A 21,693-nucleotide genomic window follows, 5' to 3' on the forward strand; every position below is an offset into this window, starting at 1 on the left:
TGGCTGGCTTACTAGACCCAGCTGTGCAGGTCGGCGGCGTCCTTGGCGAGCTGCTCGGGTGAGTCGTCCGCGACGAACTCCAGCAGTGCGTTGATCTCGCGCGGCTCGGCGGCGAGGCGGTCCAGAACCGGCCGCCACAGCGACTCCCGGGCCGCGAGCGGCAGCCGGTTGTTGGACGGCCACCACGAGAAGACGTGCACCGTGCTGAGCCACGGGATCAGCGCCTCGAGCTGCTGCAGGCACTGCGCGTCGTCGAGATCGACGGGCGGCTGCCAGTACGTCGTGAGGTTCGGTGCGCCGACGTCCAGCAGCAGGGTGATCGTCGAGTCGACCTCGTCGGTGAGCGTGTTGCGATGGAACTCCATCGCGATCTCGATCCCCGCACCGGCCGCCATGTCGGCGAGCTCGCCCAGTCCACGGGTCACGGCCATCCGGTCGCCGACGCCCGCATCCGCCGTACCGACATTGCCCGCCCAGACCCGGATCCTTGGCGCGCCGAGCGCCTCGGCGGTGGCGATCGCGGAGCGCATCTCCTCGCGGTCCACGCTGCCGGCCCGCAGATACGAGCCGTACGCCGCGACCTGCAGGCCGTGCACCTCGGTCAGGTTCCGCACCCGCTTGGCGTTGACCAGGTTGCCGAGCGGGACGTGCACGTCACCGCCCCATTCGATCGCCGCGAGCCCGGACTTCGCCGCCACCTCCGCCACCTGGTCGACCGGCAACTGGCGAAACGTCACCGAGACCAGACCGGTCCTCACACCCACGCGCGCCTCCTCGTCTGCACCCCTCTATCCAACCGCATCGCACCAGGGCGTCTCACGTCATGAGCAAAGCGATTGGATGCGACTGTCGGTAGGCATAGGGTGAGCACCGTGCCAGATCAGCGAAAAGGATTCACCTACGGGTTCGCCGCGTACCTGATCTGGGGTCTGTTCCCGTTGTACTGGAAGCTTCTCGACCAGTCCGGGGCTCTCGAACTGCTGGCCCACCGGGTGCTCTGGTCGCTGGTCACGATCGTGATCCTGGTCCTCGTACTGCGGAAGTTCGCGGCCGTGAAGGCCCTCCTGGCGGAACCGCGACGGCGGTGGCCGTTGATCGCGGCGGCGTTCCTGATCTCGGCGAACTGGGGAACCTACATCTGGGCCGTCAACAACGGTCACGTCGTGGAGACCTCGCTCGGGTACTTCATCACGCCGCTGTTCACGGTCCTGCTCGGCGTCTTCGTCCTCAAGGAACGTCTCCGGCCGGTGCAGTGGACCGCGCTGGGGATCGCGTTCGTCGCCGTCGCCGGGCTGACCGTCGAGAACGGCCGGCCGCCGTGGGTGGCGATCATCCTGACGTTCTCGTTCGGGTTCTACGGGCTGGCGAAGAAGCAGGCAGGCGCCGGTGCGATCGAGGGGATGGCGATCGAGTCCGGCACCGTCGCACCGTTCGCGGTCGCGGGCATCATCGCTCTCGGACTGCACGGCGACGCGTCGGTCACCCACCACGGGACGGCGTACCTCGTGCTCGTGTTGCTGACCGGGCCGATCACCGCCGTACCGCTGCTGCTCTTCGGGGCCGCCGCGACCAGGGTCTCGATGACGACGCTCGGGCTGCTGAACTACATCGCGCCGATCATGCAGTTCGTCTGCGGCCTGGTGATCTTCCACGAGCAGATGACGCCGATGCGCTGGGCCGGCTTCGGCCTGGTGTGGGTCGCGCTGGCGCTGTTCACCTTCGACAGCATGCACACGCGGCGCCGCAACCTTGCCCTCGAACGCACAGCGGTCACTGCTTCCGCAGTGTGATTGTTCGACCGCGCTTCGCTTTCTTAGGTCAACCTAAGCCGCGTGACGTTCACCTGACCTTCACTGAGAAGGCTCTCAGCTTCCCTAGGGTCGCTGATCGTGACCAAGTTCCTGCCGCTGATCAGTCAGATCGGCACCCGCCACGGGTCCCGCTCCCTGCGCACCTGCGAGTACAAGTGCGCGAACCAGTGCGACCACCCCGAGCCGAACACGTCCGGCAACGAGCACATCCAGACCGTGATGCGCTCCGCCTTCAGCCGCCGCAAGGTGCTCGCGATCGGCGCGGCCGGCGTCGGCGCCGCCGGTGTCGCCACGCTCGCGGTGAACGCGCCGGCGATCGCCGACCAGGTCGGCCACGGATCCGGCAGCGGATCCGGTAACGGCGCCTTCCCCGGCTTCGGCCACCGCGGTGAGCTGACGCACAGCGTCGTACCGCCGAACCGTCAGGACGACATCGTCGTGCCGCAGGGGTACGACCAGGCCGTGATCATCGGCTGGGGCGACCCGGTGCTGCCGGGCGCGCCGAAGTTCGACCCGTACAAGCAGTCCGCCGAGGCGCAGGCGCGGCAGTTCGGGTACAACAACGACTACACGATGATCGTGCCGCTGCGCGACGACCGGGTGGCGTTGCTGGTCTGCAACCACGAGTACACCGACGAGAACCTGATGTTCCCGACCGGCAAGTACTCGACCGCCGAGATCGCGAAGATCGGGATGGCCGCGCACGGCATGGCCGTCGTCCAGATCGAGCGCGTCGGCCGCAAGGGCCAGTGGCGCCGCGACCAGCAGCTGTCCCGCTACAACCGCCGGATCACCGCATCCACCAAGTTCGAGGTGACCGGGCCGGCGGCCGCGGACGCCCGCGTCGGGAAGGTTGCCTACGGCACCTTCGGGAACTGCTCCGGCGGCGTCACGCCGTGGGGCACGATCCTGTCCGGCGAGGAGAACTTCAACGGGTACTACGACGTGAGCGGCACCATCCCCGCCGAGCACGTGGATTCCTACAAGCGGTACGGCGTACCGACGACCGCGACCAAGTCCGCGCGGCAGTGGAGCGTCGTCGACCCGCGGTTCGACCTGACCAAGACGCCGACCGAGGTCTACAAGTCCGGCTGGGTGGTCGAGGTCGACCCGTACGACCCGCGGTCGACGCCGAAGAAGCGGTCCATGCTCGGCCGCCTGAAGCACGAGGGCGCGACCGTCACGATCACCGCCGACGGGCGGATCGCGGTCTACACCGGCGACGACGAGAAGGGCGAGTACCTCTACAAGTTCGTCTCGGCCGGCAAGTACGACCCGAAGAACCGCAAGAACAACTTCGGCCTGCTCGACGAGGGCACGCTGTACGTCGCCAAGTTCACCGGCGACGGCACCACGGACGGCGTGTACGACGGGATCGGCCAGTGGATCCCGCTGACCTCGGACACGAAGTCGTTCGTCGACGGCCTGTCCGTGCAGGAGGTGCTGATCAACACCCGGGTCGCCGGTGACAAGGTCGGCGCCACCCGGATGGACCGCCCCGAGGACGTCGAGCGGAACCCGGTCAACGGCCGGATCTACGCGGCGCTGACGAACAACGACAAGCGCGGCGGCAGCTTCCCGGTCGACGAGGCGAACCCGCGCGCCGTGTCGCACGTGCGGGAGACGCTCGGCGGACCGCTGGTGGAGAAGGCCGGCAACCGCAACGGGTACATCCTCGAGATCAGCGAGGAGGGCGACGACGCGGCCAAGACCGGCTTCTTCTGGACCCTGTTCCTGGTCTGCGGCGACCCGGCCGCGCAGGAGACGTACTTCGGCGGCTTCGACAAGTCGAAGGTCAGCCCGATCTCCTGCCCGGACAACGTCGCGTTCGACGGCTCCGGCAACCTGTGGATCTCCACCGACGGCAACGTGCTCGGGTCGAACGACGGCATCTTCACCGTCCCGGTCGCGGGCCCGAACCGCGGCCAGGTCAAGCAGTTCCTGTCCGTGCCGTTCGCCTCCGAGGCGTGCGGGCCGCTGGTCTCCGACGACGACAAGACCGCGTTCGTCGCCGTACAGCACCCGGGCGAGACCGACACCGCGACCTTCGAGAAGCCCAGCTCGACCTGGCCGCACACCGACAAGTTCCCGCGCCCCGCGATCGCCTGCGTCTGGCGCCGCGACGGCGGCCGCGTCGGCAGCTGAGCCACCTCTTTGTTACGGCGGTTGCAGGTTGATGCAACCGCCGTAACAAAGACTCGAGCACCTCGATATACGGGCGAACGAGAACCCGTCGGGTTCTCGCCGTCCCCGATTCGAGGAACCCTGTGCGCACGACCTTCCGAGTGCTCGCGCCGATCGTGCTGGCCGCCGTCGGCCTGACCGCGACCCTGCCGGCCTCCGCGATTCCCGCCCCCACCAAGGTGACTCGAGCGGCGAAGTTGCCGTCCGTCCCGCTGGACGTCAAGCTGGCCGGCACCCTGACCGGCGTCGACCTGCGCTGGACGGCGGCGCCCGACGCCAACGACGACGCCGTCACCGGCTACACCATCCACCGGGTCGTCGGCGGCACCGACACCGTCCTGCCCTGGCAGCCCGCATGGAACGACGTCGGGTACCAATGGCACGAGTCGGAGCACATTCCGGGCGCGACCTACTCGGTCGCCGCGACGAACGCCGAGGGCGAGGGTCCGGCCAGTACGCCGATCACGCTGCCGCCGGCGCATCGGGCGATCACCGTCGGCCACACGATCTGGCTCGAGAACGGCAACACCCGCACGTACGCGGGTCAGATCGCCGTACCCGGCGGCCAGCAGGTCGTCCCGCTCGCGCCGGACGGCCCGACCCAGGTCATCGGCGATGTCGTCGCCGCCTCCCCCGACGGCCGGGAGATCGCCTTCGCGAAGGGGCAGCTCGCCATCTGGCGCGTACGGGCCGACATCCCGCACGCGACGCCGGTGCAGATTCTCGACGGCTCCTCCGGGATCATCCGCCTGGCCTGGTCGCCGGACGGGTCGAGGATCGCCTTCGAGCGGCTGCAGCCGAACGCCGGCTCCTGCGTGGAGATCGTCGCCGCGACCGGCGGGACGCCGGTCCGGGTGGGCTGCAACCTGCAGATGCCGACCTGGGTGAGCAACTCGAACCTGATCGTGAAGGACCAGATCAGCGGCCGGCTGGCCGTCGTCCAGGCCAAGGCCGCCGGAGTCGTGCTCGGTACCATCGCGGGCACCGAGCAGAGCACCATGCCGTCGGTGTCGCCGGACAACCGCTGGATCGCGTACATCGACGGCAACGCCCCCGCGATCGTCCCGGTCATCGGCGGTACGCCGAAGCTCGGCACCGCGACCGAGCAGCGGCCGGCGGCCATCACGTGGTCACCCGACGGCTCCGAGGTGCTGATGACGCAGCCGATCGCCTTCGGCGGCAGCGCCCTCGTGACCTTCCCGGTCGGGGCCGACGGAACGCTCGGAACGGGCGAGACCATCTACCGCACGCAGGGCACGGACCGCATCGGGTCGGCGGTGTGGCAGGGCGCCCGCGTGAGCCTCGGGTCGACCTCCACGCCGCAGGGCAGCACCGTGAGCATCCCCTTCGACACCAACGGGATGGCAGGTCCGGTGACCACGACGTGCCAGCTGGACGACACGGCGGCAGTCCCGTGCACATCGCCGTACCAGAAGAGCGGACTGTCGGCCGGCTCGCACAAGTTCCTGGTGAAGGCGGTCGACGCCGACGGGCACGCAAGCGTTGCGTTCCGCTACGTGCTGGTCGACGTGACCGCGCCCACGGTGCAGATCACCGGGCCGGTCTTCGACGTGACGAAGGCGGCGACCGCCATCGTCACCTACTCCGGCGTCGACGACAGCGCCACCCCGATCGGCTCGTACGACACCCGCTGGCGGATCGCGCCGACGGCCGGGAACTTCGGCGCGTACGCCCCGGTGAAGTCCGGTACGACGGCCACCTCGGTCACGATCGGCCTCGCAGCGGGTTACGAGTACTGCGTCTCGGTCCGGGCCCGGGACGCCGTCGGAAACCTGTCCGCCTGGACCGCCGACCGCTGCTTCTCCCGGCCGTCGGACGATCGCGCGATGAGCGCCTCGACCGGATGGACCCGGGCGACCAACTCGGCGTACTACCTGGGCACCGCAACGGTCACCACCAAGACCGGGATCTCCGTTGCGCGCAGCAGCGTCCAGGCCAAGCGCCTCTGGCTGGTGGCGACGAAATGCTCGACCTGCGGCAGCCTGACGGTCTACTACAACGGGAAGTCGGTCGGCATCGTCGACCTCGGCAACCCGTCACTCGTGTATCAGGCAGTCGTCCCGCTGCCGGTCCCGTCGACCTTCCTGACCGGATCGGTGCTGCTGACCACCAGAACAGCCGGCAAGACCTACCAGATCGACGGCCTGGCGGTCCGCCGTACCTGACAACCTCCCGAGGCCCGGCGCTCCGGCGCCGGGCCTCTTGACGGTCGGTACCAAGGTCTGCGTGATCTCGCAAGCGATGCGCGGCGCTGAGCTGACCTACCGCCGCGAGCTGGCCAACCGCTCGGTCGCGGACATCGCCGCCGAGGTCGTCCGCCTGAACCCGAGCGCCCCCCACAACACCCGCAACCGCTTCGCCAACCTCAAGTCGTGATAGCGGATCCCCACGCAGGCAGAACCTCCGAAATCCGCCGTTCGCGGCGCGAAAACGGCACTTCTGCCTGCGCGGCCGCACCTCGCCAAGGCGACTTCCTCCATGTCCCACCCAACACCGCCCACGCCTTCGAGGCCGCCGACACCGAACCGGCCGAGGTCCTGTTCGTCCTCACCAACACCAGGCCCCGCTTCGGCTACTACCGCCTCCTGGAAGCTGCCTACCGCGGCGAAACCAACTGGTCCGAGGTAGCCATAACCAGCGACCTCTACGACAACTACTACGTCGAAAGCCCCACCTGGCAGAACCGCTGACCCGCTATCCGCAGGAGATCGTCCCCGTCAGCGGCGGGGTTGGTGGGATTCGAGTTGGCGGGCGAGACAGCTACCGGCCACGTTCGCGGTACGTGATGTGTGACACGGGACGTCACACTCTCGCCGGCTGCGGTGTCGTATGGGTGACCGAGGGAGGTCGAGCATGCAGCGTCCTAGCCTGCGAGCGAGAGTATTTCCCAACCACTGGTCGTTGTTGTTCGGCCAGATCGCCTTCTACAGCTTCGTGGTGATCCTGTTCAGCGGCGTGGTGCTGATGCTGGATTACAAACCGTCGGTAGAGCAGGTCGTGTACGACGGGCCGTACGGTCCGCTGCGTGGGACGGAGATGTCGCGGGCGCTGGACTCGACGCTGGCGATCACCTTCGAGACCCGTGGCGGGTTGCTGATCCGTCAGCTCCATCACTGGGCCACGCTGATCATGGTCGCGGCGATCACGCTGCACCTGCTGCAACTGTTCTTCACTGGAGCATTCCGTCGGCCGCGACGCCTGAAGTGGCTGGTGGTTTTCGGCCTGCTGGTCATCACATTGGGCGCAGCCCTCACCGGCACCTCACTCCCGGACGACATGGCGTCGGGCACGAGTCTCGCCGTACTCGACGGTGTCCTGCAGGCGACGCCGTTCGTCGGCACCAGCCTGTCGTCGTTGCTGTTCGGAGGCGACTTCCCCGGCGATGTGATCTCGCGGTTCTACCCCCTGCACATCGCCGTCCTGCCCGCCGCGATCGTCGTACTCTTCGTCGCCCTCAGGCGGAAATCTGAACGAACCGTCGTGGGGCGCCCGGCGACCATAGCCGTGATCAAGCGGGCCGGCCTGTTCTGCTTCGTCGTCGGAGTCTCACTAGTCATGGCCGCGACGGCGACCATCAACCCGGTCTGGCTGTACGGCCCGGCCGACCCGGCGGACACCTCGGCCGGTGTCGGCCCGGCCTGGTACCTCGCCTTCCTGGACGGCTCGCTCCGGCTCGCACCGGGCTGGGAGGTCGTCTGGTGGGGCAGGACGATCACCTTCGCCGTCCTGTTGCCGGTCGCGATCTGCACGCTGTTCCTCGCGCTCGTCGCGGTCTACCCGTTCATCGAGGAACGGCTGACGGGCGACAAGAAGGAGCATGACCTGCTCGAGCGGCCGCGCGCCAACCCGATCCGGACCGGCATCGGCGTCGCGGGCATCGTCTTCTACGGCGTCCTGTGGGCGGCCGCCGGCGCCGACACGATCGCCGTACAGTTCCATCTCTCGTTCAACACGTTGCTGCGGGTGTTCCAGATCCTGCTGATCCTGGGCCCGCCAGCCGCGTTCGCGATCACTCGCCGCGTCTGCCTGGGCCTGCAGCAACAAGACACGGAGATCGCGGCGCACGGCATCGAGACCGGCCGGATCGTCCGGCGTCCCGACGGCGGGTACGTCGAGGACCACCGCCCGTCAGTGCGTGAGCTCATGTCGCACTGACGAGCCGGCCAGCACCTCGCCGTGGATCCGCCCGCTGGTCGTGGACAGCGGGCGGGCACTCGCCGCGCTGCGGGTCGCGATGATCTCGGCCGCGATCGAGATCGCCGTCTCCTCCGGCGTCCGGGCGCCGAGATCCAGACCGGTCGGTGAGGTCAGCCGGGCCAGCTCGTCCTCGGTCACCCCCGCGGCCCGCAACCGCGACAGCCGGTCGAAGTGCGTACGCCGTGAGCCCATCGCGCCGATGTAGCCGGCGTCCGTCCGCAAGGCCAGCTCCAGCAGCGGTACGTCGAACTTCGGATCGTGGGTCAGCACGCACAGCGCCGTACGGCGATCGATCTGGTCGAGTGCACCGGCCAGAAAGCGATGCGGCCAGTCGACCACGACCTCGTCCGCCTCGGGGAACCGTGCCCGGGTGGCGAACACGGCGCGGGCGTCGCACACGGTCACGTGATAGCCGAGGAACTTGCCGACCCGCGCCACGGCCGCGGCGAAGTCGATCGCCCCGAACACGAACATCCGCGGCGGCGGGGTGAACGCCTGCACGAACACCGATACCTCGGTACGCCGGCATTCCCCGTGCGCGCCGTACTGCTTGATCGCGGTGGAGCCGTTGCCGAGCATCGCCACCGCGTCCTCGACCACGGCCGCATCCAGCCCCGGATCGCCCAGGCTGCCGGTGACCTGGTCGAGCTCGACGACGAGGCGCCGGCCAAGGCCGCCTGCCTGCGTGGGTTGACCAACCTCGCGGGACAGCGTGTCCTCCCCCGCTGTCACCACGGTTGCGACCGCGATCGGCCGACCCGAGTCGATCGCGGCGGCCACGGTCTCGAACTCCGCGAACGATGCCCGATCGACCGGTTCCACCAGCACCTCGATCACACCGCCGCACGTCAGGCCGATCGCGAACACGTCATCGTCGGACACGCCGTACCGGCGGACCGTGGGCACGCCCGTCCGGATGACCTCTTCAGCCACCGCGTAGACATCCGCCTCGACGCAACCGCCCGAGACGCTGCCCACCACCACACCGGACCCGGACACCGCCATCGACGCGCCCGGCTGCCGAGGGGCCGAGCGGAACGTGTCGATCACCGTGGCGAGCGCGAACCGCTCTCCGTACCAAGGGCGGACGTGCGCGAGGACGTCACGCACCCATGTCCTCCGCGCCCGCCTTGACCGCTTCGCGAATCCGCGTGTACGTGCCGCACCGGCAGATGTTGCGCAGCTCGTCGAGGTCCGCGTCGGTGATGTCGCGGCCCTCCGCCCGGGCCTGCTTGACCTTCGCGACGGCCGCCATGATCTGGCCGGGCTGGCAGTACCCGCACTGCGCGACGTCGTACTTCAGCCACGCCTCCTGCATCGGGTGCAGGTCCTTGCCGACCGTCGCCGGCAGCCCTTCGATGGTGGTGACCTCGTCCCCGGCGTCGATGTCCTTCACCTGCACCGAGCACGGGTTGAACGCCTTGCCGTTGATGTGCGAGGTGCACGACTTGCACACCTCCAGTGCGCACCCGTACTTCGGACCGGTGACGCCGAGCAGGTCCCGGAGAACCCACAGCAGCCGGACACTGTCCTCGGCCTCGACGCTGATCTGCTTGCCGTTGAGCTTGAAAGTGTGCGTAGGCATGGATTCCTCAGAACGTGTGGTCGAGGCCGTCGGTCGGCGACTGCGGGGTGGACGGCTGCAACGGCAACGGCTCGAAGCTGAGTTTGCCGTGGTTGATCGGGAAGTACGTCGGCATCGTGCCGGTCGCCCGCGCATAGGCGCACGCGATCGCGGCGAAGGCCGGAGCCACCGACAGCTCACCGGCGCCGCTCGGGCTCTCGCTCGTGTTCGGCATGATGACCACCTGCACGTCGACCGGCGAGTTCCATTGCCGGGTGTAGAAGTAGTTGTCCCAGCTGCCTTCGAGCGGGATGCCGTTCTTGATGTGCAGGCTCGAGGTCAGCGCCAGCGCGATCGCGTCCTGCAGACCGCCGAACATCTGGGCTTCCAGACCCCGCGGGTTGATGCAGAACCCGGGGTCGACGACGATCACTGCCTTGGTCACCCGCGGACCGGTCACGCCTTCGCCCTCGACCGGCCGGGTGACCGTCTCCGGCCGGCAATCGATCTCGACCAGCGTCGCGACCGCCGCCCGGTACTCCGAGTGGATACCCACGCCCTGCGCCGTGCCCTTCGGCATCGCCTTGCCCCAGTTGCCGACCTCAGCCGCCTTGTTCAGGACCGCGAGCAACCGCTGGTCCTTGAGGAAGTTCCGGCGGAACCGGACCGGGTCCTGGCCCATCTTCGCGGCGAGCTGGTCGACCACCAGCTCCTCGGCGCAGACGACGTTCGGCGAGTAGATGTTGCGCATGCTGCCGGTGTTGAACTTCAACGGGATCTCGTTGAGCAGCTGCGTCGTGACGCCGAAGTTGTACGGCGACGACTGGGTGAGCGCGAAGATCGTCTCGGCGAACGACAGGTTGCCGCCGACCGGGAGGTCCGCGGCGAACGCGGTGATCATCTCGCCGAGACCGTGGCCGAAGTCGGTCTCCACACTCGTATGGCGCTGCTCGTAGGTGAGCACGTTGCCGGCCAGGTAGTTCACCCGCACCCGCGACGTACACATCGGGTGCGTGCGGCCCTGGCGGAAGTTGTCGGTGCGGGACCAGGACAGCTTGACCGGCTTGCCCATCTTCTGCGAGATCTCCGCCGCCTCGGCCGCCACGTCGTGGAACAGGTGCCGGCCGAACGATCCACCGCCCTGGATGACGTGCACCTTGACCGCGTCGATCGGCAGCCCGAGCTGCTTGGCGATGTCCTCCTGGGCCACGATCGGCACCTTCAGGCAGGACCAGATCTCGGCGCTGTCCGGGCCGACGTCCGCGATCGCGCAGTCCGGTTCGAGCGGGCTGTTGCTGGCGAACGCGAAGACGAACTCGGCGTCGATCGTCTTCGTCAGCAACGGCAGTGCCGGAGCGGCCATCGGCAGCTGGGCCGCGCGCAGCTTCTTCAGCACGGTGGCGTCGGACTCGCTGTCCACCGTGCCTGGGCCCCAGGTCGCGTCGACCTTCTGGATCGCGTCGATGCACTGACCGAACGTCTCGCCGCGGATCGCAACACCGTGGGTGATGCCAACGACATCGGTGATCCCCGGCAGCGCCCGCAGCGCCGCGAGGTTGTTGATCGACTTCAGCGTCCCGTTGATCGTCGGCGGCCGCGCCACCATCGTCGGCTTCGCACCCGGGACGTCCAGGTCCATCGCGAACTGCTTGCGGCCGGTGACGATGTCGTGGGCGTCGACGCGGTTCCGCGGCTTCCCGAGGACACTGAACTCGGACGGTGATTTGAGCTCTGCGGACACCGTGATCGTCTTGGCAGTGGCGGCGAGCTTCGCCAGCGAGCCGTACGTCGCCGTACGGCCGCTCGGACCGCTCAGCACACCCTTGCGCGTGGTGACCTTGCCGACCTCGACGCCCCAGTGCGTCGCGGCCGTCTCCACCAGGCGCTGCCGGGCGATCGCGGCGGCGGTGCGCACCGGGAGGTACATGCTGCGCATCGAGTTCGAGCCGCCGGTGAGCTGATTCATCAGCAACTCCGGGCGCGCGTCGGCAAGCGCGATCTCGACCTTGTCCATCGGGAGATCCAGCTCTTCGGCAACCATCATCGCGAACGCGGTGGTGATGCCTTGGCCGACCTCGGCCCGCGGGACGGCGAAGTACGCGGTGCCGTCGGACTTCAGTTGAACCGTGATCAGTCCGGACGTCGGCGCCGCCGCGAGGTTCTGCAGGTCGCCGAGGTCGAAGATGTCCGCCGGCTGCGGCAGCGAGGGAACCGCCGCATCGGCCGCGCGCGGGTCGGACTCGTTCGTCATCCAGCTCACGCCGACCGCGAGGGTCGGCGCGGCGATCAGGTACCCGAGAACCTTGCGCCGGCCCAGCAGACCGCGTCTGTCGGCCGGTTGGTCGCTTGGTCGATCCAACGAACGACGATGTTCGGCCATGAAGGTTCCTCCGTGCTCGAGCAATGCTGGGAACGCAGTCTGGCACCGTCATCGGCGCGGCGGCATGGCCACGATGCCCACGTTTTGCGCGGTCTTACTGTGCACAACGCACAGCCCGGCACTTCGGTCACGCAGAGGGTGGGAACAGTCTGAAAGCACGCAGCGCAAGGCCGAGCTCCACCTGGAAGCCTTCGTCGCTGAGGTTACGGCCGGTGATCTGATGGACCCGGTGCAGGCGGTTGATGACCGTGTTGCGGTGACAGTGCGCAAGGTCCGCGGTACGTCGTACGGAGCCCGCCGCGAGCACCCACTTGTCCAGAGTGTCGAGCAATAGTTCGCGTTCGGGCGCCGGTACTGTCATCAACGGCGCGAGCCAGTGCTGCACAAGCTGCTCGGCCAACTCCGGTGCGCTCAGCAACAACGCCTCGGGAAGGCGCTCGATCAGAGCCGCCACGTCGATCTGACCGGCCGGGAGCGTACGCCGGGCCAGCATCGCCTGCCTGTAAGCGATATTCACCTCGGCCAGCCCGGAGACAACGCCGGACAACCCTGCCGGCGCGTGGACGACGTCACGCAGCGTGCGCACCACCGTGACCGGGGATTCCGTGCCCACGGCAAGCAATCCGACGACGGTCTGCGGACGTACCTGCCACGCGGAAGCGATCCGCAAGGCGGCAAAGCGCCGTACGAACAAGGATGTCGTGCACTCGTCGTCGATCAGGTTGTCGATCGCCACCACCACGTAACCGCCGTGCACGGGCACGTCGAGGACGGTCGCTGCCTCTTGGATGAAGGCGCGATCCTTCCCTGGGCCGTGCAGCAGCCCTTCCCAGAGGGTCGATCTGCGGCGCTCGTCGGCGCGGACGAGTTGCCGTTCGGCGGCGTGATAAGCAGCCGCGACCTGCGAGGACGTTCGGTCGACGACCTCCCAGACCTTGCTCGCAACATCCAGCAGGGCCTTGGATTCGACCGCGCCCTGGGCGCGCGCTTCGTCGATCAACGCCTCCCACACCAACCGCCCGCCGAGGCGGAAGGACTTGAGTACGTCGTCCAGCGGCATCCGCTGCTCCGCCCGCCGCCGCCCGGTCGCCTGCGCCGCGTCGAAGTGATCGTCGTTGTCGGCAATCATCTGCACAACGCGGGCAACGTTGTCATGACACGACCGCCACAGATCCTGCCGCGGCACCGCATCCATCTCGCGATACGCCGGGTTCTGCTCGTAGATCGTCTCGACCAACGCATCGGTCAACGCCGGCAGATGCAGCAACACACTCTCGGCCAACGCCTCAACCGTCAGCTCCACCACCGGTAACGCAACATCCCGCTCACCCATAGTCGGCACAGCATCGCACACAGTCGCAGTACCGCACAGACCTCGCAGCAGTCGGGTACGGGCGGAGTACGGGCAGCGACCTGTTCCAACAGGTTCTTACTGTTCGCAGCAACAGCCGCCGACAACAGTAGGGAATCCATGTCTTCGCAGAGCATCCGCCGACGCGTCCTCCGCAGCGCCGCCGCCCCGGCCGCCGCCGTGGCCCTGGCACTTGGCCTCACTACCGCCCTGACCACCGCCCCCGCCGCCGCCAGCGGCTCCTACACCGGTCGCGCCTACGTCTACGGAGAAGGCTCCCTGGCCGGCGACTGGAGCGACGAGGGCGTCGTCAACGTAGCCACGCATCGCTCCTCGAACGTCACCTGCCTGTGGCAGACCATCCTCTGGGCGGACGGCTACCTGCCGAGGTCCGACATCGACGGCATCTTCGGCGACCAGACGCACGCCGCCACGGTGAGATGGCAGCGGAACCACGGGCTCACCGCGGACGGCTCGGTCGGCAAGGCGACCTTCGCGAAAGCGCAGCAGAACATCGTCCTTCAGGACACCTCGGACGGCTACCAGTACGGGATGTACGACGGAAACAGCCTCTTCGCCGTCCGGCGCCCGATCAATGCCGGGAACTGGATGTTCGCTTCGCCCAGTGGCGTCTTCATTTCGGCCGCCTACAACTGGAAGACCTGCTGAACTGTGCGCAAAGTCATCGTCGCCCTGGCCGCCCTTGCCGTTGCCGGCGCTACGCTCGTGGCCGTCTCCGGCGGCGCTGAAGCCGCCACCACTTGGCAGGCTCACGACAAGAACTGCAAGACCATGAAGACGCCGGAGGGCGCGGAGATCGGCTCGGTCTGCTCCGAGGTGCAGAAGCGGGTCACCGACTCCGGGTCGATCACCGGCTACCGCGGGCGGGTGTCCGTCGCACCCGTCGCCGGCCAGTCGATCACACCGGACCACTACGTCTGGAACAGCCACATCACGGAGTACTGTTCCGGCGGCGAATGCGCTCCGAAGACGACGGCGTGGACGTCCTCCTGGTCCCCGGTCCTGACGTCCGAGAGCACGTATGTCGCTTGGGGCGACTGGGGGGACCTCGGCGCCTCCTGGAGCCAGTGGTTCAAGCTCGCAGGCCGGTGCGTGACGTACGTCGCGGGCGAGGTCTGCGTCAACCGGTACGAGCGCGGCTACCGCACCTACCACGAGGAGCGCGGACAGCTCATCGTCAAGCCCGCCTCGGGCCAGTGGATCGAGCCGCGGTGGGTCCGGGTCGGCCACGTCATCAACGGCACGAGCACCTCGAAGACCACCGACCTGTGCAGCCCGTCCTGCACGCGGGCCACGACGAACACGTCGCGCTCGGTCGTACGCTCCTTCGACTCCGGCTACGAGGAAGGCTTCGCCTCCGCCAGCTGGGCCCTACCCTCCGGAGCAGTCAAGAGCATGCGCGTCGCCTACCCCTGACGGTCGGCACGTAGAAGGGCCCCGTGGCGGTCAACACCACGGGGCTTTGCTCATCCGGCGCCTGAACTCGGCCGCCAGCAGGAACGGTCGAGACCGCTTGCCGCCGGCAACCACGAGGTCGTGGTGTGCAAGTTCGACAGGTGGTGTCGGGCCGCGGGTAGTGCACCTGAGCGTCGCGGTAGTGGATGTGTACGGTGTCTCAGGGTGCTCTACCTGTCGAGAGTGCACATCCCCCCGACAGCTACCTCTGCAACTCCGCTCGGACCTTACGCAGAACGCCTTTCAGCTTCATCTGAATCTCTTCATGGCGGCGCTCGAGCTCGCCTTGATCCTGCGCCTGATTGAAGGCGTGCACTGCTGTGTGCACCGACTCGAAGTCGTCATCCAGACCGTCGCTGCCACTCAGGTATCCCGATCGCCGATCGCCGATCGAGCCCGGGCTTCGCAGCGGTAGACCTCCTGCCGAAGCTCTTCCCGGATCGTCTCAGGCTGCCCTTGAATGCGAGCTCTCGCTCGACCGAAGTTGGCCCGCGCGTACTCGTACAACGCCTCGGTGCACTCGCCGAAGACCCGCACCTTGGCTTCGAGGATCTGGGCATCGCGGGAGCCCCTACGCTGCAGGACTTGCGAGATCACGATGCCGATGACGGACCCCACGAGCGCTATCGCACCACCGACCAGTGTGCCGATCATTCGCCAACCCTACTGACTCATCGGGCAATCGGCCGCGCTCGTCACTCGGCTGCTAAACGCTGCGGGTGGCTACCAGGTCGCAGAGGGCGTCGAGGGCTTCTCGGCCGGGGCCCTCGGGGAGGGTGGCCAGGAGTTTGCGGGCGTCGGCTGCGCGGCGGCGTACGTCGTCCTCGGCTTGGCGGAAGGTGGCGTGGGAGCGGAGCAGGTCGAGGGTTTCCGCCAGGCGGGCGTCGTCGGAGAGGTCGGAGTCCAGGAGGTCCAGGAGGCGGGCGTCCGTGGGATCCGTGGGGTCTGCCTGCGCGCGGAAGATCAGGACCGGGAGGGTCGGGACACCCTCGCGGAGGTCGGTGCCGGGGGTCTTACCGGACTGGTCGGACTCGGACGCGATGTCCAGGAGGTCGTCGGCAAGCTGGAAGGCCACACCGATCTCCTCGCCGAACGCCCGCAACGACTCCTGGATGTCCTCGGAGGCACCGGCGTACCGAGCGCCGAAGAGGGCGGACGTTGCGATCAGCGAGCCGGTCTTGTCGGCGACCACCGACAGGTAGTGCTTGAGCGGGTCCTGGCCTTCGCCGACACCCATCGTTTCGCGGATCTGGCCCTCGACCAGGCGGCTGAAGGTGCGGGCCTGGATCCGGACCGCTTCCGGCCCGAGATCCGCGACCAGGTCCGACGCCCGGGCGAACAGCCAGTCACCGGACAGGATCGCGACCGAGTTGTCCCAGCGCGCGTTCGCCGTCGACGAGCCGCGCCGCAGCGCGGCCTCGTCCATCACGTCGTCGTGGTGCAGCGTCGCGACATGCGTGAGCTCGACGACGACCGCAGACTTCACGACGTCGTCGGACGAGACGTCAGCACCGAACTCCGCCGCCAGCAGCACCAGCAGCGGCCGGAACCGCTTGCCGCCGGCAAGCATGACGTGCTGGGCGGCCGCTGTGACGAACGGCGCCTCCGACTGGGTCGCGTCGAGCAGCGCCTGCTCCACACGCTCCAGCCCAGCACGAACCCGGGACTCGAGCGCCGCGTCGGCGAACTCGAATCCCAGGCTCTCGGCCGGCAGCGGGGTCGGACTCAACGGATGAACTCACCAGCTCGGGCCGCCAGGTCGAGCACCGGTCCGGGAACCAGACCGAGAACCACCGTGGCGGCAAGACCCAGAGCGACCGCCGACGTGGTCTGCCAGCCCGGCAGCGCCACGTCCGGCGCGTCGGCCGGCAGGTCGGAGAAGAACATCAGCACGATCACGCGGACGTAGAAGAACGCGGCGACCAGGCTGGACAGGACAGCGACGACGACCAGCGGCCACGCGCCACCGGTCCACGCCGCGCTGAAGACCGCCCACTTGCCGGTGAAGCCCGCGGTCAGCGGGATGCCGGCGAAGGACAGCAGGAAGAACGCGAAGATCCCGGCCAGCAGCGGCGACTTCTTGCCGAGGCCCGCCCAGCGGGACAGGTGCGTCGCCTCGCCGCCCGCGTCGCGCACCAGCGTGACGACCGCGAAGGCACCGATGGTCGGGAAGCCGTACGAGACCAGGTAGAACAGCACTGCCTGCGTCGAGGTGATGCCGTTGTGGACACCGCTCCCGGCCTGCGCGAGGCCGACGAACGCGGTCAGCAGGAAGCCCGCGTGCGCGATCGACGAGTACGCCAGCATCCGCTTCACGTCGGTCTGGGTGATCGCGACGATCGAACCGACCACCATGGTGAGGATCGCGATGATCCACATCATCGGCGCCCAGTCCCAGCGCGAACCGCCGAGCGCGACGTAGAAGACCCGCATCAGGCCGACGAACGCGGCGATCTTGGTGCAGGCCGCCATGAACCCGGTGACCGGCGTCGGAGCGCCCTGGTACACGTCCGGCGTCCAGGAGTGGAACGGTACGCCGCCGACCTTGAACAGCAGGCCGACGCCCAGCAGGCCGGTGCCGGCGAGCAGGATGGTGTCGCTCCCGGTGTCCGAGCTGAGCGCGTCCGCGATCCCGCCGAGCGACATCGTGCCCGCGTACCCGTAGAGCAGCGCGATCCCGAACAGCAGGAACGCGGACGAGAACGCACCGAGCAGGAAGTACTTCATCGCGGCTTCCTGCGAGATCAGCCGGCGACGACGCGCCAGACCGCACAGCAGGTAGAGCGGCAGCGAGAAGACCTCGAGCGCGACGAACAGGATCAGCAGGTCGTTCGACGCCGCGAACAGCATCATGCCGCCGACCGCGAACAGCGTCAGCGGGAAGATCTCGGTGTGCTCGACGCGCGCCGCCGTACCCTCGCGCTCGGCCTCGGACCCCGGTACGGCGGCCGCTTGGCCGGCGAACGCGGACAGGCCGCCGTCGATCGAGCGCTCCGCGAACAGCAGCACGCTGATCAGGGACAGCGCCAGCAGGATCAGCCAGGTGAACAGCGCCGGGCCGTCGACCGAGATCGCACCCTGGGCGGCGAGCAGTTCCTTCTTGCCGTTCATCAGGATGCCGGTCAGCACACCGGAAACGACCACGGCGACCACCGTGATCGCCAGCTGCACCAGGTGCCGCAACGGCCGCGGCAGGAACGCCTCGACCAGGACGCCGACGCACGCCGCGCCGAATACGACGAGCAGCGGAGCCAGCTCGTTGTACTCGATCTTGGGCGCCGTGAAGTCCGCCAGCGGCAGCAACATCGCGCTCACTTCTGTCCCTCCGTCACGGGGATCTGCGGTGCCTTGTCGGTCACGCCGACCCGCTGCATGGTCTCGTCGACCGCGGGCTTGATGATGTCGACCACCGGCTTCGGGAAGATCCCCAGGCCGATGATCAGGACCACGAGCGGCGCGATCGCCAGCACCTCACGCGCGTTCAGGTCCTTCAGCTTCTCGATCCCGTCGCGGACCGGACCGGTCATCGTGCGTTGGTACATCAGCAGGATGTACAGCGCGGCCAGCACGATACCGAGAACGGCGATCACCGCGATCACCTTGTGCCGGCTGAACGTCCCGGCCAGCACCATGAACTCGGAGATGAACGGCGACAGACCCGGCAGCGCCAGGCTGGACAGTCCCGCGAACAGGAACGTTCCGGCCAGCACCGGGGCGACCTTCTCCACCCCGCCGTAGTCGGCGATCCGCGCGGACCCGCGCCGGGAGATCAGGTACCCGGCGACCAGGAACAGTGCCGCGGTGGAGAGACCGTGGTTGAACATGTACAGCGTCGACCCGGTCAGGCCCTGCGACGTCAGCGCGAAGATGCCCATCACGATGAAGCCGAAGTGCGAGATCGAGGTGTACGCGATCAGGCGCTTGATGTCGGTCTGGCCGATCGCCAGGAGCGCGCCGTACAACACCGAGATCAGCGCCAGCACCAGCACGACCGGGGTGGCCCACTCGGACGCGTTCGGGAACAGGCCCAGGCAGAACCGGATCATCCCGAAGGTGCCGATCTTGTCCAGGATGCCGACCAGCAGCACCGACGTCCCCGGCGTCGCCTCACCGGCCGCGTCCGGCAGCCAGGTGTGGAACGGCACCATCGGCGCCTTCACCGCGAACGCGAAGAAGAAGCCGAGGAACAGCCACCGCTCGGTGTTCTGGCTGATGTCCAGTTTCATCAGGTCGCTCAGCAGGTACGACGGCTCACCAGCCTTCGCCGAGACGACGTACAGGCCGACGACCGACGCCAGCATCAGCAGACCGCCGAGCAGCGAGTAGAGCAGGAACTTCACCGCGGCGTACGAACGCTGCGGGCCGCCGAAACCGCCGATCAGGAAGTACATCGGGATCAGCGTGGCCTCGAACAGCACGTAGAAGAGGAACACGTCGGTCGCGGAGAACACGCCGATCGACAGCGCCTCGAGGCCCAGGATCCAGGCGAAGAAGGACTTCTCCGACCAGCGGCCGTGCGACGCGTCGTTCCAGGACGCGATCATCACGATCGGCGTCAGCAGCGCGGTCAGCACCACCAGCACGATGCCGACACCGTCGAGGCCGAGCGCGTAGTGCGCGCCGAAGGCCTTGATCCAGGTGTGCGTCTCGGCGTAGTCCTCGCCGCCGTTGCGGTGGTAGCCGATCGCGACGACCGCGGTCAGCACCAGCGTCACGAGCGAGAACCCGAGCGCGACCTGCTTGGCCGTCAGCGCTTTCGCCTTCGGCACCAGCATCGTCGCGATGGCCCCGACGAACGGCAGGAGCAGTAACAGGGTCAGCCAACCGATGTTCACGACAACCTCACCGCGAGGAGGGCGACGACCACGAATGCGGCGCCGAAGACCATGCTGAGTGCGTACGAACGGACGAAGCCCGTCTGGAACCGGCGGAGCCGGCCGGACAGACCGCCGAAGAGTGCGGCCAGGCCGTTGACCAGGCCGTCGACGCCCCGGTTGTCGAGCCAGACCAGCGTCCGGGTCAGGTACTGCCCGGGCCGCATCAGGACCGCCTCGTTCAGCGCGTCGCCGTACAGGTCCCGGCGGGCGAAGACGGTGACCGGCGAACCGGCGGGCGCCTCCCGCGGGATGTCCCGGCGGTACTTGAGCACCGCGATGACGATGCCGACGGCAACCACCGCGAGGGTGATCAGCGTCATCACCAGGGCACTCACCGGCGGGTGCTCCTCCTCGTGACCGACGATCGGCTCCAGCCAGTCGACGATCCAGTGACCCGCGAAGTACAGCGCGCCGCCGCCCAGCGACAGCGCCGCCAGGATGATCAGCGGCCAGGTCATCACGGCCGGCGACTCGTGCGGGTGCACGTCCTCGGCCCAGCGCTTCTTACCGAAGAACGTCATCAGCATCACCCGCGTCATGTAGAACGCGGTGATCCCGGCGCCGAGCAGCGCGCACAGACCGATCACCGTGTTGTCCGCGAACGCGGCCTCGATGATCTTGTCCTTGCTGAAGAAGCCGGCGAACGGCGGGATGCCGAGGATCGCCAGGTAGCCGAAGGCGAAGGTCGCGAAGGTGATCTTCATCGGCGTCCGAAGGGCGCCGTAGTGGCGCATGTTCACGTCGTCGTTCATGCCGTGCATGACCGAGCCGGCGCCGAGGAACATGTTGGCCTTGAAGAAGCCGTGGGTGAGCAGGTGGAAGATCGCGAACACGTACCCGGCCGGGCCGAGACCCGCGGCGAGCATCATGTAGCCGATCTGGCTCATCGTCGAACCGGCCAGCGCCTTCTTGATGTCGTCCTTGGCGCAACCGATGATCGCACCGGCGAGCGCGGTGACCGTACCGACGATCACCACCGCGGTGGACGCGGCGTCGGTGACCTCGTAGATCGCGTGCGACCGGACCACCAGGTAGACGCCGGCCGTGACCATGGTCGCCGCGTGGATCAGCGCCGACACCGGGGTCGGGCCCTCCATCGCGTCCAGCAGCCAGGACTGCAGCGGCACCTGCGCGGACTTACCGCAGGCGGCCAGCAGCAGCATCAGGCCGAGCAGCGTGGCCCAGGTGCTCGAGAGGTGCTCGGCGCCGGCGTTCACGGTGCCGAAGGCCGAGGAGCCGAACAGCGCCCACATGCTCATCACCGCGAGCGAGAGGCCGATGTCACCGACCCGGTTCACCACGAACGCCTTCTTCGCGGCGACCGCGGCCGAGTTCTTGTGCTGCCAGAACCCGATCAGCAGGTACGACGCCAGACCGACGCCCTCCCAGCCGACGAAGACCAGCAGGTAGTCGGCGGCGAGGACCAGCAGCAGCATCGACGCGATGAACAGGTTCAGGTAGCCGAAGAACCGCCGCCGGCGCGGGTCGTGCTCCATGTAGCCGATCGAGTAGATGTGGATCAGCGAACCCACACCGGTGATCAGCAGCACGAACAGGATCGACAGCGGGTCGATCAGCAGCGTGAAGTCGACCTTGATCTGGCCGACCGAGAACCACTCGAACAGCCGGACCGTCTCGGACCGCTCCTCGCTCGCCTGGCCGCGCATCTGGAAGAACAGCACGACGCCGAAGGCGAAGGAGATCACCGGCGCCAGCGTGCCCAGCAGGTGACCCCATGCGTTGGTGGCCTTGCCACCGAGCAGCAGGATCGCCGCGGACAGTGCCGGTACCGCGACCAGCAGCCACGTCAGCTCATGACTCATCGGTGCTTA

18 protein-coding genes are annotated in these 21,693 nt (G+C 68.0%); 8 read left to right on the forward strand and 10 right to left on the reverse strand.

The genetic code is table 11. The features are described 5' to 3' along the window. Positions 1 to 11: 11 nt before the first annotated feature. Complete coding sequence (locus ACLJOO_RS06775) at positions 12 to 764, reverse strand: sugar phosphate isomerase/epimerase family protein (protein ID WP_410785937.1); 753 nt, start codon at positions 762 to 764, stop codon at positions 12 to 14. Positions 765 to 872: 108 nt separating this feature from the next. Between ACLJOO_RS06775 and rarD the strand changes: the two genes are divergently transcribed. From rarD to ACLJOO_RS06805, 6 genes are all read left to right on the forward strand, one after another. Next, positions 873 to 1,790 carry an EamA family transporter RarD gene (gene rarD, locus ACLJOO_RS06780; protein WP_410785938.1) on the forward strand — a complete coding sequence of 306 codons (918 nt, stop codon included), beginning with the start codon at positions 873 to 875 and terminating at the stop codon, positions 1,788 to 1,790. Positions 1,791 to 1,889: 99 nt separating this feature from the next. Next, positions 1,890 to 3,956 (forward strand): PhoX family protein, encoded by a 2,067-nt coding sequence (locus ACLJOO_RS06785; RefSeq protein WP_410785939.1) that lies wholly within the window; start codon positions 1,890 to 1,892, stop codon positions 3,954 to 3,956. 122 nt (positions 3,957 to 4,078) lie between these two features. Then, on the forward strand, positions 4,079 to 6,181 hold the full coding sequence (locus ACLJOO_RS06790; protein ID WP_410785940.1) for a hypothetical protein: 2,103 nt from the start codon (positions 4,079 to 4,081) through the stop codon (positions 6,179 to 6,181). 61 nt (positions 6,182 to 6,242) lie between these two features. Further along, positions 6,243 to 6,392: a hypothetical protein gene (locus tag ACLJOO_RS06795; RefSeq protein ID WP_410785941.1), complete on the forward strand. Its 150-nt coding sequence runs from the start codon at positions 6,243 to 6,245 to the stop codon at positions 6,390 to 6,392. Then, complete coding sequence (locus tag ACLJOO_RS06800) at positions 6,389 to 6,706, forward strand: hypothetical protein (protein ID WP_410785942.1); 318 nt, start codon at positions 6,389 to 6,391, stop codon at positions 6,704 to 6,706. Before ACLJOO_RS06795 ends, ACLJOO_RS06800 begins: the two co-directional genes overlap by 4 nt. A gap of 163 nt (positions 6,707 to 6,869) precedes the next feature. Further along, the gene (locus ACLJOO_RS06805) at positions 6,870 to 8,171 is read left to right on the forward strand and encodes a cytochrome b (protein WP_410785943.1); all 1,302 of its coding nucleotides are present in this window, start codon (positions 6,870 to 6,872) and stop codon (positions 8,169 to 8,171) included. Here ACLJOO_RS06805 and ACLJOO_RS06810 read toward each other — a convergent pair. From ACLJOO_RS06810 to ACLJOO_RS06825, 4 genes are all read right to left on the reverse strand, one after another. Further along, positions 8,145 to 9,323, reverse strand: coding sequence for an XdhC family protein (locus ACLJOO_RS06810; protein ID WP_410785944.1), 1,179 nt, complete (start codon positions 9,321 to 9,323; stop codon positions 8,145 to 8,147). The two genes, ACLJOO_RS06805 and ACLJOO_RS06810, sit on opposite strands and share 27 nt — an antisense overlap. Beyond that, complete coding sequence (locus ACLJOO_RS06815) at positions 9,316 to 9,798, reverse strand: (2Fe-2S)-binding protein (protein WP_410785945.1); 483 nt, start codon at positions 9,796 to 9,798, stop codon at positions 9,316 to 9,318. Before ACLJOO_RS06815 ends, ACLJOO_RS06810 begins: the two co-directional genes overlap by 8 nt. 7 nt (positions 9,799 to 9,805) lie before the next feature. After that, a complete protein-coding gene (locus ACLJOO_RS06820) occupies positions 9,806 to 12,136 on the reverse strand; it encodes a molybdopterin cofactor-binding domain-containing protein (protein ID WP_410785946.1) in 2,331 nt (776 codons plus the stop codon). A gap of 148 nt (positions 12,137 to 12,284) precedes the next feature. After that, positions 12,285 to 13,460, reverse strand: coding sequence for a PucR family transcriptional regulator (locus tag ACLJOO_RS06825; RefSeq protein ID WP_410785947.1), 1,176 nt, complete (start codon positions 13,458 to 13,460; stop codon positions 12,285 to 12,287). A gap of 168 nt (positions 13,461 to 13,628) precedes the next feature. Here ACLJOO_RS06825 and ACLJOO_RS06830 point away from each other — a divergent pair, with 168 nt between their 5' ends. Both ACLJOO_RS06830 and ACLJOO_RS06835 read left to right on the forward strand, forming a co-directional pair. Continuing rightward, positions 13,629 to 14,177, forward strand: a complete 549-nt coding sequence (locus ACLJOO_RS06830) for a peptidoglycan-binding domain-containing protein (protein ID WP_410785948.1) — start codon at positions 13,629 to 13,631, stop codon at positions 14,175 to 14,177. Positions 14,178 to 14,180: 3 nt separating this feature from the next. Then, positions 14,181 to 14,945 (forward strand): hypothetical protein, encoded by a 765-nt coding sequence (locus tag ACLJOO_RS06835; RefSeq protein ID WP_410785949.1) that lies wholly within the window; start codon positions 14,181 to 14,183, stop codon positions 14,943 to 14,945. Positions 14,946 to 15,347: 402 nt separating this feature from the next. Here ACLJOO_RS06835 and ACLJOO_RS06840 read toward each other — a convergent pair whose 3' ends face one another. From ACLJOO_RS06840 to nuoL, 5 genes are read right to left on the reverse strand one after another with little or no spacing between them, the layout of a single operon-like run. Then, positions 15,348 to 15,638 carry a hypothetical protein gene (locus ACLJOO_RS06840; RefSeq protein ID WP_410785950.1) on the reverse strand — a complete coding sequence of 97 codons (291 nt, stop codon included), beginning with the start codon at positions 15,636 to 15,638 and terminating at the stop codon, positions 15,348 to 15,350. 52 nt (positions 15,639 to 15,690) lie between these two features. After that, the gene (locus ACLJOO_RS06845) at positions 15,691 to 16,713 is read right to left on the reverse strand and encodes a polyprenyl synthetase family protein (protein WP_410785951.1); all 1,023 of its coding nucleotides are present in this window, start codon (positions 16,711 to 16,713) and stop codon (positions 15,691 to 15,693) included. Next, a complete protein-coding gene (gene nuoN, locus ACLJOO_RS06850; RefSeq protein ID WP_410787126.1) occupies positions 16,710 to 18,290 on the reverse strand; it encodes an NADH-quinone oxidoreductase subunit NuoN in 1,581 nt (526 codons plus the stop codon). The genes ACLJOO_RS06845 and nuoN overlap by 4 nt, the downstream gene beginning before the upstream one ends. Before the next feature lie 5 nt (positions 18,291 to 18,295). Next, positions 18,296 to 19,819, reverse strand: a complete 1,524-nt coding sequence (locus ACLJOO_RS06855; RefSeq protein WP_410785952.1) for an NADH-quinone oxidoreductase subunit M — start codon at positions 19,817 to 19,819, stop codon at positions 18,296 to 18,298. Next, a complete protein-coding gene (gene nuoL, locus ACLJOO_RS06860) occupies positions 19,816 to 21,684 on the reverse strand; it encodes an NADH-quinone oxidoreductase subunit L (RefSeq protein WP_410785953.1) in 1,869 nt (622 codons plus the stop codon). The genes ACLJOO_RS06855 and nuoL overlap by 4 nt, the downstream gene beginning before the upstream one ends. Between the last annotated feature and the right edge of the window lie 9 nt (positions 21,685 to 21,693).

The sequence above is a fragment of the Kribbella sp. C-35 genome (assembly GCF_046549195.1).
GTDB lineage: Bacteria > Actinomycetota > Actinomycetes > Propionibacteriales > Kribbellaceae > Kribbella.